The sequence below is a fragment of the Streptomyces diastatochromogenes genome, assembly GCF_002242805.1.
GTDB lineage: Bacteria > Actinomycetota > Actinomycetes > Streptomycetales > Streptomycetaceae > Streptomyces > Streptomyces diastatochromogenes.
Map to the genome: position 1 here is coordinate 216,401 of NZ_MCGQ01000023.1, position 15,942 is coordinate 232,342.

At 70.6% G+C, this 15,942-nt stretch carries 9 protein-coding genes; 8 read left to right on the forward strand and 1 reads right to left on the reverse strand.

The window, feature by feature from the left end; all coding sequences use genetic code 11:
• Positions 1–92 precede the first annotated feature (92 nt).
• The 8 genes from BEK98_RS27315 (at position 93) to BEK98_RS27350 (ending at position 14,723) form a co-directional block, all read left to right on the forward strand.
• Positions 93–1,700 (forward strand): MFS transporter, encoded by a 1,608-nt coding sequence (locus BEK98_RS27315; protein ID WP_094219318.1) that lies wholly within the window; start codon positions 93–95, stop codon positions 1,698–1,700.
• Between the two features lie 320 nt (positions 1,701–2,020).
• Positions 2,021–4,606, forward strand: coding sequence for a Pls/PosA family non-ribosomal peptide synthetase (locus BEK98_RS27320; RefSeq protein ID WP_094219319.1), 2,586 nt, complete (start codon positions 2,021–2,023; stop codon positions 4,604–4,606).
• Positions 4,607–4,619: 13 nt separating this feature from the next.
• Entirely contained in the window at positions 4,620–7,874 is a 3,255-nt protein-coding gene (locus BEK98_RS27325) for a non-ribosomal peptide synthetase (RefSeq protein ID WP_094219320.1), read from the forward strand.
• A 42-nt stretch (positions 7,875–7,916) separates the two neighbouring features.
• Positions 7,917–8,921, forward strand: coding sequence for a TauD/TfdA family dioxygenase (locus tag BEK98_RS27330; RefSeq protein WP_094219321.1), 1,005 nt, complete (start codon positions 7,917–7,919; stop codon positions 8,919–8,921).
• Positions 8,918–9,988: a 2,3-diaminopropionate biosynthesis protein SbnB gene (gene sbnB, locus BEK98_RS27335; RefSeq protein ID WP_094219322.1), complete on the forward strand. Its 1,071-nt coding sequence runs from the start codon at positions 8,918–8,920 to the stop codon at positions 9,986–9,988. Before BEK98_RS27330 ends, sbnB begins: the two co-directional genes overlap by 4 nt.
• A gap of 36 nt (positions 9,989–10,024) precedes the next feature.
• Positions 10,025–11,050, forward strand: a complete 1,026-nt coding sequence (gene sbnA, locus BEK98_RS27340) for a 2,3-diaminopropionate biosynthesis protein SbnA (protein WP_094219323.1) — start codon at positions 10,025–10,027, stop codon at positions 11,048–11,050.
• Positions 11,051–11,139: 89 nt separating this feature from the next.
• Positions 11,140–13,104 (forward strand): protein-arginine deiminase domain-containing protein, encoded by a 1,965-nt coding sequence (locus BEK98_RS27345; RefSeq protein ID WP_094219324.1) that lies wholly within the window; start codon positions 11,140–11,142, stop codon positions 13,102–13,104.
• A gap of 305 nt (positions 13,105–13,409) precedes the next feature.
• Positions 13,410–14,723 (forward strand): hypothetical protein, encoded by a 1,314-nt coding sequence (locus tag BEK98_RS27350; RefSeq protein ID WP_208643244.1) that lies wholly within the window; start codon positions 13,410–13,412, stop codon positions 14,721–14,723.
• Between the two features lie 25 nt (positions 14,724–14,748).
• On the opposite strand, the gene BEK98_RS27355 is transcribed toward BEK98_RS27350, so the two are convergent.
• Entirely contained in the window at positions 14,749–15,915 is a 1,167-nt protein-coding gene (locus BEK98_RS27355) for a substrate-binding domain-containing protein (RefSeq protein WP_094219325.1), read from the reverse strand.
• Between the last annotated feature and the right edge of the window lie 27 nt (positions 15,916–15,942).

The following is a 15,942-nucleotide window of genomic DNA, read 5'->3' on the forward strand; positions in this document are numbered from 1 at the left end:
CAGTGCCCGCAGTGCCCGGGGTCGCACCCCGCACCCCGCACCGCTTCTGCCACCCCACCCCGAGGCTGCCGCTTCACCCCTAGGAGTTTGTGATGCCGCTCTTCGCCCAGACACCGGTCGAGAAGATGACCGGGCCCTATCCCCGGCGCTGGTTCGCGCTGGTCGTGCTGTGCCTGAGTCTGCTGATCGTGGTCATGGCCAACACGTCCCTGATCGTGGCCGCCCCCGACATGACCAAGGACCTGCGGCTCAGCAGCAGCGACCTGCAGTGGGTCATCGACGGCTACACCGTCCCCTACGCCGCGCTGATGCTGGTACTCGGCTCGATCGGCGACAAGTACAGCCGCCGGGGCGCCCTCGTCACGGGCCTGCTGATCTTCGCGGGCGGCTCGGTGATGGGCAGCCAGGTCGACCGGACCGACCTGGTCATCACCGCCCGGGCCGTCATGGGCGTCGGCGCGGCCGTGGTCATGCCGGCCACGCTCTCCCTGCTGGTGGCGATCTTCCCGAAGCAGGAGCGGGCCCGCGCCATCACCGCCTGGACGGCCACCTCGGGCCTCGCCATCGCCGTCGGCCCGCTGGTCGCCGGCTGGCTGCTGCGGGACCACGCGTGGGGCTCGACCTTCCTGATCAACGTGCCGATCGCCGTCGTCGCCGTCATCGGCGCGCTCGTGCTGGTGCCGCCGTCGAAGGCGGCGGGCATGGGCGGGATCGACTACGTCGGCGGTCTGCTGTCGATGGTCTCCGTCGGCTCCCTGGTGTACGCCATCATCGAGGGCCCGCACTTCGGCTGGGGCACTGGTCCCGTCACCGCGGCCGTGGTCGCCGGTCTGGGCTTCGTGGCCTTCACCGTGTGGGAGCTGAAGCACCCGAACCCGATGCTGGACGTCCGCAAGTTCCGGCTGCGTCCCTTCAGCGGCTCGATGATCGCCGTTCTGTTCTTCTTCTTCGGCGCCTTCGGATCGATCTACTACTCCACGCAGTTCCTGCAGTTCGTCCTCGGTTACGACGCGCTGGAGACCGGTGTGCGCCTGCTGCCGCTGGCCGGTGCGGTCTTCGCCGGCGCCGCGGTGACCGGCAGGCTGACCCCGAAGCTCGGAGTGAAGGCCATGGTCGTGCCCGGCATGATCATCGGCACCGTGGCCGTGTTCCTGCTCATCCGGATCGACCAGGGCTCGGCGTACACCGACTTCCTGCCCTCGCTGCTGCTGCTCGGCTTCGCGATCGGGCTGAGCGTCTCCCCCGCCACCGACACGATCATGGGTTCCTTCCCCGAGTCCGAACTGGGTGTCGGCGGCGGCGCCAACGACACCTCCCTGGAGCTGGGCGGCTCCCTCGGCATCGCCATCCTGGGCTCGCTGCTGGGCACCGCCTACAAGGACAGGCTGGGCGACCTGGTCGGCGGCCATCTCCCGGCCGCCGCGCTGGACAGCGCCAAGGAGTCCGTGGGGGCCGGCCTCGCGGTCGCCGGCCAGGTCGCGAAGAGCCCGTCCGGCGGCCCTCAGCAGGCCCAGGCCCTGGTGGACGCGGTGCACGAGTCCTTCGCCCACGGTGTCGCCCAGACCAGCCTCGTCGGCGGGATCATCATGACCGCCGGCACCATGATCGTCCTGGCCGTCCTGCCCGGCCGTAAGTCCGGCGCGAAGCACCGCCAGGAGAAGGCCGTGGAGGCCGAGAAGGAGCGCGCGGAAGTCGCCTGACGCTTCACCCCAGACGGACCGTGTCCTGAGCGGCACACGGTCCGGGACGGTGCCGGGAAGGGACGCCCGGCACCGTCCCTTTTTCCGCGTCCGGAAGTCGGCGCCGGCAGCTTGTCCGGCCCTTCGGGAACGGCCCCCATTCGGGTGATCCGTAATGCTCCCCCGTGCTGCGGGGAGCCAGGGAACACGGGGCCGTCGGGCATTCCGCGCTCGAACGGTGGTCGATTCGAAGTGGCACCCTCACGGTGGCCGACCGAAACTGAACCCGGCGGTTCGTGATCAGCAAGCACCCGCCCGATCCAGACGTTCCGGGAGATCGCATGGTGGAGCAGTCCTCAGAGGTCCATATATCCGGGTCGGACAAAGCAGTCGCCGCCAGGCAGAGCGGTTCCGGCCCGACGAGGACAGATACCGAGAAAAGGCTCGCGGGCATTCTGGCCGACGTCTCGTGCGTCGAACAGGTTCCGCTCGACAGCCACTTCTTCACCGATCTCGGTGCCAATTCCTTGGTGATGGCCCAGTTCTGTGCGCGGGTCAGGAAAATACCGGATCTGCCGTCGGCGTCCATGAAGGACATCTACCGGCACCCCACGATCCGGAGCCTGACAGCGGCTCTCGCGGAAGCCACTCCCGCTCCCGCCGCTTCATCGCAACCGGCGCCACCGCCGGCACAGCCGACAACGACGGCGACACGCAGACCGAACCATGTACTCTGCGGGGCGTTCCAGCTGCTGTTTTTCCTGGCATACTCCCTGGTCGCCGGTTTTGCCACCGCCCGGGGTTACGAGTGGATAGCCGCCGGCTCGGGCCTGGTCCACATCTATCTGCGGTCCCTGTTCTTCGGGGGTATCGGGTTCGTGGCCCTGTGCATGTTCCCGGTCTTCGCCAAATGGATCCTCATAGGCCGCTGGAAACCGACGGAGATCCCTGTCTGGAGTCTGGCCTATCTGCGCTTCTGGTTCGTGAAGGTGCTGCTCCACGGCAATCCGATGATTCTCTTCGCCGGCAATCCGCTGTATGTGCTCTACCTTCGGGCACTCGGCGCGCACATCGGCAAGGGAGTCACGATCCTCTCCCACTCCGTCCCGGTCTGCACCGACCTGCTCACGATCGGCGACGGTGCGGTGATCCGCAAGGAGTCGTTCTTCCTCGGCTACCGAGCCCACGCCGGTCGTATCCAGACCGGCCGGGTCACGCTCGGCCGCGAGGTGTTCATCGGGGAGAAGACCGTCCTCGACATCGACACGTCGATGGGCGACGGAGCCCAACTGGGGCACTCGTCCGCCCTGTACCGCGGCCAGGCGGTGCCGGACGGTGAGCACTGGCACGGGACCCCGGCCCTGCCCACGGAGATCGACTACGTCAGGGTCGCGCCGGCGAAGTGCGGTACCTTGCGCCGGACCTGGTTCGGCCTCGCCAGCCTGCTCCAGCTGTTCTTCCTGTACATACCGCTGGCCGTCGGCGGGCTGTACATGCTGTTCAACGCGGTCCCGGCGATCGGCAAGCGACTCGGCCCGGACACGGGTTCACTCTCCTGGTCGGAACTGATCTCCGACTCGCTGTCCCTGTCCCTCGTCCTGTTCCTCGGCTTCCTGGTCCTGGGCCTCGCCGCCCTGTTCACCGTGCCGCGTCTGGTGAGTCTGGCCGTCAAGCCCGACCGGGTCTATCCGCTCTACGGATTCCACTACGCGCTGCACCAGGCGACGTCGCGCATGACGAACATCAAGTTCTTCAAGTGGCTCTTCGGTGACAGCTCCTACATCGTGTACTACCTGCACGCGCTCGGATACGACCTGTCCCGCGTCGAGCAGACCGGGTCGAACTTCGGTACCGAGGTGCAGCACGAGACCCCGTATCTGGTCTCCGTCGGCAGCGGCACGATGGTGGCCGACGGGCTCTCCATCGTGAACGCGGACTTCTCCAGTACGTCGTTCCGGGTGTCCCGGGCATCGATCGGACCGCACAACTTCCTCGGGAACAACATCGCCTATCCCACGGGCGGCAGGACGGGTGACAACTGCCTGCTCGCGACGAAGGTGATGATTCCCCTCGACGGTGAGGTCCGCGAAGGCGTAGGGCTCCTCGGCTCGCCCTGCTTCGAGATTCCCCGGTCGGTGGAGCGCGACTCCCGGTTCGACGACCTCAGGACCGGAGACACGTTCCGAGACCGTCTCGCCGCGAAGAACCATTACAACCTCCGCTCGATGGTCCTCCACCTGTTCGCGAGATGGCTGCACACCTTTGTGCTCACGGCATTCGGACTTGCTTCCGTCGACCTCTACGGCGTGCTCGGCCACGTGGTGATCGCCACCTATCTGGCACTCACGCTCGGGTTCTCCACCCTCTACTACGTCCTGCTGGAACGCTGCATCACCAGATTCCGTGCGCTGCGCCCCCAGTTGTGCTCCATTTACGACCCCTACTTCTGGTGGCACGAGCGCCTGTGGAAGGTGCCGGACCAGTACCTCAACATCTTCAACGGAACCCCGTTCAAGAGCCTGGTCTGGCGGCTGCTGGGCGTACGCATCGGCAGCAGGGTGCTGGACGACGGCTGCTACCTGACGGAGCGGTCCCTCACCACCATCGGCGACGACTGCACCCTCAACGCCGGGAGCAAGATCCAGTGCCACTCGCAGGAGGACGGCACCTTCAAGTCCGACGGCACCACGCTCGGCGCCGGCTGCACGCTGGGCATCGGCGCCCATGTGCACTACGGCGTGACGATGGGCGACGGCGCCGTGCTGGCACCCGACTCCTTCCTCATGAAGGGCGAGGAGGTCCCCGCACGCGCACGGTGGGGCGGCAACCCCGCCGTGGACATGCCGGATGCCGCCGAACAGCTCAGCGGCAGCGACCGGACGACATCACCCTCTTCGGCCGACGCCCCCGCGGCGACCCTGAGTTGAGGAAGGCCATTCGATGGAAACGCACCTGGAAGCGGACCGGGAGTTCTGGAGCCGCGTGCTGACCGCCGGCGGTACCACCACGGTGCCACGCTGGGTTCGGGAGCCGGCTCCCGGAGCGGCCGAGCACGAGGTGTCGGTGCCGGACGACGTGGCGGACGCCGCCCGTGGGCTGGTGCGGCAGCTGGGCGTACCGGTCAGCGCGCTGCTGCTGGCCGCGCACGCCAAGGTGCTGGCCGCGCTCTCCGGCGAGCAGGACGTGGTGACGGGGTACGCCGCCGGGGTGCGGGGCGAGCCGCTGCCCTGCCGGCTGACGGTTCCCCCCGGGTCCTGGCGCGCACTGGTCGCGGCCGCTCAGCACGCCGAGGCGGAGCTGCTGGCGCACCGGGAGTTCCCGGTGGACGAGCTGCGCCGGGAGCTGGAGGTGGTGGAGCCGTCGTACGAGGTCGTGTTCGGTCCCCGGGGCGGGGCCGAGAACACGGTGGCCGACGACGGAGTCCTGCATGTGCACTGGTCCGACCGGGACGGGCGGCTGAGGCTGCGGCTCCGGTACCGTACCGACGTCCTGGACGCCACGAGTGCGGCCCGGATCGCCGGCTATCACCTGACGGCGCTGCGGCTGATGACGGCCGACGTGGACGCCGAGCACGCGCGACAGAGTCTGCTGTCCGCCGACGAAGTGCAGGAACAGCTGGAAGAGCTGGCCGGGCCCCGCCGGGTGCTGCCCGACGCGCGGGCGCACGAACTGTTCGAACAGCGGGTACGGGCGCATCCGGAAGCGGTGGCGGCCGTGTGCGGCGAGCAGCAGTGGACGTACGGAGAACTCAACGCGCGCGCGAACCGGTTGGCGCGGGCGCTGCTGACGCGGGGGCTGGGCCGGGAAGACGTGGTGGCCGTGGTCACCGAACGCCATCTCGACTGGATGGCCGCGACCCTGGCGGTGTTCAAGGCGGGCGGCGCCTACCTGCCGATCGAGCCGCACTTCCCCGCCGACCGTGTCGCGGCGACGCTGTCGCGCGCGGGGTGCCGGCTGGTCCTGACCGAGTCCGGCAGCGCCCACACCCTCGACCAGGCCCTGGCCACCCTGCCCGGGGTCGAGAAGCTGCTGATCGAGGGGGCGTACGCGGAAGGGCACGCCGAGGGTGACGTCGGAGTGCGGGTCGACGCCGGTCAGCTGGCCTACATCTACTTCACGTCCGGCTCCACCGGCGAGCCGAAGGGGGCGATGTGCGAGCACGCGGGCATGCTCAACCATCTCCACGCCAAGATCGACGACTTGGGGATCGGCGAGGGCAGTGTGGTGGCACAGACCGCCCCGCAGTGCTTCGACATCTCGCTGTGGCAGCTGGTGTCCTCGCTGCTGGTGGGCGGGCGGACGCTGCTGGTCGGCCAGGACGTGATCGTGGACGTGGAGCGGTTCGTGGACACGCTGGTCCGCGGCCGGGCCGGTGTGGCGCAGGTGGTGCCCTCCTATCTGGAGGTCGTGGTCTCGTATCTGGAGCGGCACCCGCGCGAGTTGCCGGACCTGCGCTGTGTGTCGGTGACCGGTGAGGCACTGAAACGGGAGCTGGTCCAGCGGTGGTTCGCGCTCCAGCCGGGGATCAGGCTGGTCAACGCCTATGGGCTGACCGAGACCTCGGACGACACCAACCACGAGGTCATGGACGCGGTCCCGGAGCGGGTTCTGCTGGGGCGTGCGGTCAACAACGTAAACGTCCATGTCGTGGACGAGCATCTGTCGCTGGTGCCGCTGGGCGCCCCGGGACTGATCGCCTTCTCCGGTGTCTGCGTGGGCCGTGGGTACGTCAACGATCCCGAGCGGACCCGTGAGGCCTATCGCGAGGACCCGTTCCGTCCGGGTGAGCGGCTCTACCTCGGGGGTGACTGGGGGCGCTGGCACCCGGGCGGCAAGCTGGAGTTCCTCGGCCGCCGGGACAACCAGGTCAAGATCCGAGGCTTCCGCATCGAGATCGGCGAGATCGAGAACGCCCTGCTGCGGGTGGCCGGGGTGCGGGACGGTGCGGTGGTCGTCGCCGAGCGGGCCGGCCGGAGCAAGCATCTGATCGCCTTCTACACGGGCCGGCGCCTGGACGCGGACCGGCTGCGCGAGGCGCTGGGTGCGGTACTGCCCGGCTACATGATCCCCTCGGCCTTCCACTGGCAGGCCGGCCTGCCGCTGACCGCCAACGGCAAGATCGACCGGAAGGCGCTCACCGCCCTGGCCACGCAGCCGGAACCCTCCGTGGCCGGCGCGGACGAGAGCGTCCCGCTCACCCCGACCGAGCGGAGGCTGGCGACCGCCTGGGCGGAACTGCTGGGCGTCCCCGAGCACCGGATCGGCCGCGAGGACCACTTCTTCGACGCCGGGGGCACCTCCCTGACGGCGGTCAAACTCACCATCGCACTGGACCGCGCGGTGTCCCTCAAGGACATCACCCGGCACCCGGTACTCGCCGACCTGGCCGCCCTCCTCGACGGCACGCCCCGGCCCCACCCGGAGCTGCTCCAGCCCCTGTCGGCAGCGGGCGGTACGCCTCGGTGCGCGCTGGTGTGCTTCCCCTACGCGGGCGGCAACGCGGTCAACTACCAGCCGATGGCGAGCGCGTTGGCGGGCCACGGCATGGCGGTCCTCGCGGTGGACCTGCCCGGTCACGACCTGGCGTCCCACCCGGAGCCGTTCGCGTCGATCGCGCAGGTGGCGGAGCGGGTCGCCGCCGAGATCACCGCGCGCGGCCTGACCCGGGTCGTGCTCTGGGGCCACTCGTCGGGCACCGCACCGGCGTTGGAGACGGCCAGGAGACTCCAGGAGCAGGGTGTGGACGTGCCGCGCGTGTTCCTCGGCGCGCAGCTGCTCGGCACCGCCGCCGACCGGCACGCCGCCGTCGGCGAACTGACGAGCCGGAGCAACGCGGAGATCGCCGCGCGGCTCACCTCGGACAGCGGCTACACGGAACTCGCGGAACTGAACGCGCAGCACGCCGAGCACATCGGCGCCGCCTACCGGCACGACTGTGTGTCCGCGCACCGCTATTTCTGCGCCGCGCTGGACGGGCCGCCGCCGGTGAAGCTGTCCGCGCCGGTCTCGGTGGTCGTCGCCGCCGACGATCCGCACACGGCCGGCCACGCCCACCACTACCGGGACTGGCTGCTCCTGGCCGAGCACGTGGACCTGCACGAGCTGGCCGACGGCGGCCACTACTTCACTCGCACCCGTCCGGCCGAGGCAGCACAGGCCGTCCTGGGTGTCGTGGCCCCGCTGGCCTCCAACTGAGCCGCGCGGCGCCTCAAGACGGGCAACCGAAGGGAAACCGAGATGTCGTCCTCACCTCTGGCAGCACCGCTCGACGTGGAGCTGCGGCCGGACAGACCCGCGATCCTGCACGTCGATTCCCCCGGTGACGCGGCGAGTTGGGCGGCCGAGCACCGCGAGTCGCTGCGTGCGCAGGTCACCGAGCACGGGGCCCTCCTCGTCCGCGGCCTGGCGCTGCGGGACGCGTCCCGGACCGGTGCCGTCTTCGCCGGGCTCGCCGGAGCTCTCATGCCGGAGCGGGAGGCCTTCGCCCCCCGTGAGGCGTACGGCCCAGGGCTGTACTCCTCCACGACCTGGCCGGCCAACCAGCCGATGTGCATGCACCACGAGTTGAGCTACCGGCTGGAGGTTCCCGGCCTGATGCTGTTCGCGTGTCTGACCGCGCCCGGCGAGGGCGGGGCGACCGCGGTGGCCGACGCGGAACAGGTGCTCCAGGCACTGCCCACCAAGCTGACGGAACGGTTCGAGCAGGAGGGCTGGCTGCTGACCCGCGCCTACAACGACGAGATCGGGGCCTCCCTGACGGAGTCGTTCGGCACCGAGGACCACACCGAGATCGAGCAGTACTGCCGCGCCCACGGCATCGACTTCGCCTGGCAGCCCGACGGCTCCCTGCGCACCGAGCAGCGCCGCAGCGCGATCGTGCGGCACCCGCTCACCGGCAGGCGCTGCTGGTTCAACCAGATCGCCTTCCTCAACGAGTGGACGCTGGCCCCGGAGGTGCGCGAGTACCTGGTGGACGTCTACGGGGCGGACGGGCTGCCGTTCAACACCCGCTACGGAGACGGCACCCCGATCGGCGAGGACGTCGTCCAGCTGCTCAACACCACCTACGAAGAGCACACCCGACGCGAGCCCTGGCAGGCCGGTGACCTGATGCTCGTCGACAACCTGCGCACCGCCCACAGCAGAGAGCCCTTCACCGGAGAGCGGCAGGTACTGGTCGGCATGGCCGAGCCCCGCCGCCTGGCCGACTGCTGGCCGACCTCGGAGGCGAGCGAGCGATGACCCAACTGCTGTCCAGCGCCACCCAGCGGACCCTCCCTCACGGGGTCGCGGTGCCGACGTTCGCGGTGATCACCGGTACACAGGTGCAACAGGCGCTCAGCGGGCGCGAGAAGCAGATCGTGGACCTGGTCGAGGCCACCTACAGGCTGCACGGCGCCGGCGACTCGGTCAACCCGCCCTCCTACTTCCTGCGCTTCCCCGACCGGCCCACCGCGCGGATCATCGCGCTGCCCGCCTCCATCGGGGGTTCGGTGCAGGTGGACGGGCTGAAGTGGGTCTCCAGCTTTCCGGAGAACGTGAGTGCCGGGCTGCCCCGGGCCTCCGCGGTCCTCATCCTCAACGACCACGACACGGGCTATCCGTTCGCCTGTCTCGAAAGCTCCATCATCAGCGCGACCCGCACCGCGGCGTCCGCCGCGCTGGCCGCCGACTGGCTCAGCCGCAACCGGCCGCGCCCCACCCGGATCGGCTTCTTCGGGACCGGGCTGATCGCCCGCTACATCCACACCTTCCTGGCCGGCACCGACTGGATGTTCGACACGATCGGCGTGCACGACCTGTCCGTCGAGAGCACCACCGGATTCTGCGGCTACCTGCGGGAGGCCGGCACCACCGCCGAGGTCGTCGTCCACGACAGCGCCGAGGACCTCATCCGCTCCAGCGACCTCGTGGTCTTCGCCACCATCGCCGGCGAGCCCCATGTCACCTCGCCGGCCTGGTTCGACCACAACCCGCTGGTCCTGCACATCTCCCTGCGCGACCTCTCCCCCGAGGTCCTGCTCGCCTCCGCGAACTTCGTGGACGACGTCGACCACTGCCTGAAGGCCGACACGTCCCCCCACCTGGTCGAACAGCGCACCGGCAACCGCGACTTCCTGAACGGCACGCTCAACGACGTGATGCTCGGACGAGCCGCCCCGCCGCACGACCGCCCAGTGATCTTCTCCCCCTTCGGACTCGGCGTGCTCGATCTCGCCGTCGGCAAGTTCGTCTACGACGAAGCAGCCGGGGCGGGCAACCTCCGCCTCATCGACGACTTCTTCCACGACCTGCGCCGATACGGCTGAGGCCGTTGCCCTGAGCTCTGGCACCAGGAGGACCACGTGCCCGTAATTTCCGCTCCCCATGACTTCAACGAAGGCAGTCTCTTCGTCGACCTCGGGTCGATCTTCGGATGCCCCCTCTACCTGAAGTGCGAAGGCTTCAACTTCGCCGGCTCGATCAAGCTGAAGGCCGCGAACGAGATGGTGGAGAGCGCCGAGCGCGACGGAATCCTGACGCCGGATTCCATCCTCGTCGAGTCGTCCTCCGGGAACCTGGGCGTGGCGCTCAGCATGATCGCCGCGAGCAAGGGCTACCGGTTCCTGTGTGTGACGGACTCCCGTTGCAACCTGTCGACCCGACTGCTGATGGAGGCGCTCGGCAGCCAGGTGCACGTCGTGGCCGACCTGGACGCGAACGGCGGCTTCCTGGGCACCCGGATCGAGTACGTCCGCGCACTGGTCGCGTCCGACAACCGGTACGTGTGGCTCAGCCAGTACACCAACGCGGGCAACTGGCGGGCGCACTACCGTACGACCGCACCGGAGATCGCCAGTCACTTCCCGCGCCTGGACGTGCTGTTCGTCGGGGCGGGCACCGCCGGGACCCTGATGGGCTGCGCGCGCTACTTCCGGCAGTGGCACCGGCCGGTGCGGATCGTCGCCATCGACAGCGTCGGCTCGGTGGCCTTCGGCGGCAAACCGGGCCGCCGGATGATCCCCGGCCTGGGCATGAGCATGGTTCCCCCGCTGCTCGACGAGTCCTTCGTGGACGAGGTGATCCCGGTGGAGGAGGCCGACACCATCCGTACCTGTCACCGCATGGCCAGACGCGGCTTCCTGTTCGGCGGCTCCACGGGGACGGTGGTCAGCGGCGCGACGGACTGGCTGTCCCGGCACAACACACACGGCCTCACCGCGGTCGCCATCGCACCCGACCTCGGCGAGCGCTACCTCGACACCATCTACCAGACCAACTGGCTGCAGGACCTCTACGGCGACCACATACTCGACGACGAGCAGATGATCGCCCTGCCCCGCAAGACCAAGCCCACCTCCGAGGCCCCGGACCACCGAACGGGACCGTAACGGCGGATCCCGGTCGCCTCTCACAGTGAACGCACAGCTCGTGTTCCTCCTCTTGCACAGCGACACCCCCCAAAGGAGAGGAACACGCTGTGCGTTCACGTGCACGCATACGCCTGCACCCTGCCGGACCCGTCCTCCTCGCCCTCGCCGCCGCCGGAACCGTACTGGCGGCACCGAGCGCCACCGCTTCCCCGCCGGAGCCGTCGTCCCGCGCCGACCTGCGCGCGGACGTGAACCGTGACGGGCAGGTGGACATCAGCGGCACCACCGACGAGACGGGTGAGGACTCCTGGTCCGTCGGACGCGGAGCGGTCTATCTGCCCAACCTCGACGACGACACCAAGCGGTGCCCGGTCACCGGTCCCGGCGGCAGACGGCTGTCCGACGCCGAGCTGGCCGCCTGCGACGACGGCGCCGACAAGAAGGTCAACGGCGCCGCGGACGCCGCCGACCTCGCCCGGGTCCGCTCCGTCCCGATGCCGGATCTCGCGGCGGACGCCAGGGGCAGCCTGAAGATCACCACGGGAGCCGGGCACACCCACGTCTTCCTGAAGCACTCCGGCACCTGGGTCCTGGTCACGCCCCGGACCCGGCTGACCGCGGCCGAGCTGCGCTCCGGCGTGGAGTTCGGCGTCGAGGCCACCGACGTGATCCGGGACAGCGCGAAGTGGGACGGCCGTGCGGTGATCCGGCTGACCGTGAGGTCCGCCGGCGGATCCACCTCGGACTCGGTCACCCTGCGGGTCGCACCGCTTCTGACGCAGCATCACCTGCAGGACACCCAGCAGGTGATGGTCACCAAGGTCCGGGGCGGGGGCGCGTACGGGCGCCTGCAGCGGAAGTTCGTCAAGGACCTGGGGAAGGAGGTGACGAAGGCCGGCATCACCAAGCCGCTGGTCACGTTCGACAAGTACGGGGACCCCTGGGCCCAGGACTTCGTGGAGCCGGCCTACGTCAGCATGACGGGTCCGGGCGGCCACCGGCAGGTGATGCGGGTGCTGCTGCGCTCCGCGCAGCTGGACCGGGAGGCGGGCCGGGAGCTGTTCGAGAAGGTGCGCGGCCGGAACATCGGCGTCGTCCAGGTCACCGACCGGGCCCGCCCGGACGACTGGTCGCTCAACTCCATGGGCAACCTGGAGACCATCCCGCCCTACGCGCACGGCGGGCGCTCGTTCCCGGCCGGACGCATCATCATGGGCCGCCGCAAGGACAGCGGGGCGCGCCCGTCGAAGGCGATGCGCACGCTGCTCAGGTCACAGGGCCTGCAGGACCCGCTGCTGCTCGACACCTCCTGGCTGGGCGTCGGCCACGTCGACGAGTTCGTGCAGTTCCTGCCGGCCGGCACCCCGCGAGGCTGGCGGATCGGCATCGCCGACCCGACGTCCGGGCTGCGGCTACTGCGCGACGCGCGGCGCGACGGCCACGGCAGGACGAAGATGTTCTCCGTCCCGGGCCTGAACGGCGAACCGGCGCCGAAGGAGACCATCGACCAGGCGCTCGCCTCCCGGCACCTGGTGGCCGACAACGAGATGGCCGCGCGGCGCATCGCGGCCAACCTGGAGATCCTGAAGCGGGAGACGGGCATCACCGACGACGAGGTCGTCCGGGTACCCGCCCTGTACACGCGCGAGTCGGAGGCGCAGAACGGCCGCGGACGGCCCGTTCCCGTACCCCGCCTGACGCGCCTGGGCGCCGGCTCCGCCCTCGCGGACGCGCTCCGGGAACACGGCCGGCAGAAGTGGCTCGCCGGGAAGGGGCCCAATGCGCGTGCGGCGGCTCCCGCGACGGTGACGACCAGCGCGTACGTCCCCGGAGCGGTCAACGGTGTACTCCTCGGCCGCGACCGCTATCTGGCCCCGCGTCAGTGGGGGCCCGTCATCGGCGGCAAGGACATCTTCACGGAGGCGGTCACGGCCACGTACCGGCAGGCCGGCCTGAAGGTGTCGTACATCGACGACTACTACACGTACCACCTGGGCATGGGCGAGGTGCACTGCGGCACCAACACCCTGCGCGACGCGTCGGCCGCGTGGTGGCAGCTCCCGCGGAAATAATCGATCGCACGAGCGAATCGGCCAGGGCACAATCCACGGATGCACATCACCGCGGACCACCTGCTCTCCGCGCTCGAACCACTGCCGTTCCCTGCCCGCCTGTCCCTGACCGCGAGAACCGCGCACGGGCTGGCGGGCAGCGAGCAACTCGCCCCGCTGCTCACCGACCTGGACGCGCGCGGGCCGTACGAGCGGCGGCTCGCGGCGCTGGCCGCCTTCGCCGCACAGGACGCCGGCTTCCTCGCCGCACAGGACGCCGGCTTCCTCGCCGCGCGGCTGGCCGACCCCGACCCGGTCGTCGCCGGATGCTGGGACGCGCCCTCGCGATGCGGTTCAAGGACGACGGTGAGACGGTCGTCGCCGAGGGCGCGCTCGCCGCGCTGCCCTGGACCGACCGGCCGCGGCAGGCCCTGCCGGTTCTGCTGGAGCAGGCGGGCGGAGACCGGGCGAGGGTCGCGGTGTACGCGGCGGAACGCGCCGCCCGCTTCACCGCCCCGTCCGAACTCGGCCTGCAGCTCGGCCCGTTGCTGACCGGTGAGCGGTCCGCGAAGGTGACCTCCCGCAAGGAGGCCGTACGGCTCGCCGCCCGCTTCCTGCCTCCTGAGCAGGCTGTGACGTTGCTGGCTCGCGCCTTCCACGCCCCCGACCGCCACCCTGACGTGCGGTCCGCCGTCGTTCGCGCACTGCCGCCGCTGCTCGGCATGCCCGAGGCCTGGGACCTCCTGCGGGACGCCGCCCCCGCCGTGCCGGAGGCTCTCCTGCACGTCACCCCTTGGGAGCTGGGCGAGTCACACCGCGGCCCGTACGCCGTCCTGGTCGACGCGGCGTACGACGCCTGCCTGGCGTCGGCCGAAGGCTTCGCGGGCTACGGCGCACTGCAGGCCGTGGGCGTGTGGACCCGTTTCGCCCCCCGCCTGGCCGACCGGCTCTCCCGTACGGTCTGCGATCTCGGCAGCCGTACGCACTGGCAGTACGCGGCGTGGGTGCTGCGCGACCTGGCCGTCTCCGACCTCCCGCATCCCGTCGGTGGTGCGGCACCGGGCAGCGTGTTCCACGGTGCGGTGGCCGGGTTGATGGCCGCCCTGCGCGAACCCGAGGGCGGCTGCGACGCGTTGGAGCACCGGGACCTGCCCGCCCTGCAGCGGCTGCGGACCCTGGTGTCGCTGGGGTCCCGCGAGTCCGTGCCGCCCGAGCTGCTCGCGGCGCTCGTCGGGCAGCTGGCGCCGGAGCCGCTGCTGACGGCCGAACGCGCGGAGCTGCTGGGCCGGATGGTCGACCGCGCCTCGGAACCGGCCGCGCTCCTCGGACGCCTGCAGGACCTGGCGGACGCCCTGGAAGGCGCCGGAGTGACCGTCGCGGCGCAGACCGCCGCCCGGTTGCGGGCTTCCTGGACACGCCCCGCGCCGTCGCAGGACACCGGGGCCGTTCTGGCGGCGGCCGGCCGGCTGGCCCGGGACGGCGGCGCCGCCACCGGCCTCCTGGCCCTCGCGCTGGTCACCGCAACGGGCGGCAGCCTCGGCTGGCCGGAGGAGTGGCGGTCCCTGCTGCGCCTGCTCCGCAGGCACGCGCAGCCCGATGTACGTCAGGAGGCGTACCGGACGGTGACGGAGTCGGAGTGACGGCCCCGTCGGGCGGGGGCACCGGCTACCGGCCCCAGATCCTTCGGTAGGCGTCCCGGTAGCCCGGTGGGTCCCAGGTCGTCGTGGCGTCGCTGTTGGCGGCCGTGGCCAGGTGGACGGGGGCGACATAGCCACTGGCGGGCCGGCCGGAGAAGGCGCGGTTGAACTCGTCGATGATCTGCCAGCCCTGGAGGGTCAGCGGCTCGGGAACCGTGGCCGCCTGGTACTGCCGGGTCTCGATGCGCTGGAAGGCGGACGGGTCGCCGTCACCGGCACCGATGTTGTAGGGCGGGCCGGAGCCCTTCCGGCCGGCGGCGCGGAACGCCGGGGCGGCATCGGCGAAGTACAGGTCGTTGATGGCGACGGAGTGGGTCCACCTGTTCCGGAAGCGGGAGAGGAGGGACGAGACCTCCCGCGGGGTACGGCTGCTCGCGTCCGAGATGGGGATGTTCTCGTACGCGAGCAACCGCACGCTCGGACAGGTGGCGAGTTCCTTGCGGATCAGCTCGGACTTGTCCTTGGCGAACGGGATCGAGGCGTCGGTGATGAGCACGACCCCGGCGCGGCCGTCGGAGTCCACGATGATCCACTGTCCGCTGATGGCCGCCACGTCCTCGACCCGGGTCGTGACGTTGGTGAAGAGCGGGGGCCGTCGGCTGGGGCCGGGGGCGGCGAGCGCGTGCCAGCCGACGAGCGGGATGCGCCGCGCGCGGGCCTGGGCCACCTGCTGCGAGGTCGAGTTGGGGTCGAAGCCGCCGATGACGATGCCCGAGGGCTTGAGGGTCACGGCCTGGCTCATGGCCGCCTGAATGCCGGCGGGGGTGCCTCCGCCGTCGATCACCCGGACGTTCCAGCCGATGACGCGCGCGGCCTCCCGTACGCCCTTGGCGGCGCCCGCGACTCCGGGATTGGTCATGGTCTGGGCGACGAAGACGACGTTCTTGCCTGACACCGCCCGGGGGCCGGTCGTCGGTCCGCCCCAGGGAATGTCCGTCTTCTCCGCGGTTTCGACCGCGGCCCGGGCCTCGGCGTGGACCGCGGGGCAGCCGGCCGGGCCGGTGGTGGAGCCTCCCCGGACGTCAGAGGAGCCGTGTTGGCAGCCGGCAAGGGTGGCTGCCGCCGCTGCCAGCAGGGCTGCGGCGGTGTACCGGGCCCTGCCGAGGCCGCGGCCGGCCTTGCGGGTGCCGTACACGGGAACTCCTCTCAGGTGAAGGCGAGT

What these genes read in the sequence shown, in the direction of transcription:
- BEK98_RS27320 (WP_094219319.1), top strand. Translation starts at nt 2,021, where the DNA reads ATGGTGGAGCAGTCCTCAGAGGTCCATATATCCGGGTCGGACAAAGCA.
- BEK98_RS27325 (WP_094219320.1), top strand. Translation starts at nt 4,620, where the DNA reads ATGGAAACGCACCTGGAAGCGGACCGGGAGTTCTGGAGCCGCGTGCTG.
- BEK98_RS27315 (WP_094219318.1), top strand. Translation starts at nt 93, where the DNA reads ATGCCGCTCTTCGCCCAGACACCGGTCGAGAAGATGACCGGGCCCTAT.
- BEK98_RS27350 (WP_208643244.1), top strand. Translation starts at nt 13,410, where the DNA reads ATGCTGGGACGCGCCCTCGCGATGCGGTTCAAGGACGACGGTGAGACG.
- sbnB (WP_094219322.1), top strand. Translation starts at nt 8,918, where the DNA reads ATGACCCAACTGCTGTCCAGCGCCACCCAGCGGACCCTCCCTCACGGG.
- BEK98_RS27330 (WP_094219321.1), top strand. Translation starts at nt 7,917, where the DNA reads ATGTCGTCCTCACCTCTGGCAGCACCGCTCGACGTGGAGCTGCGGCCG.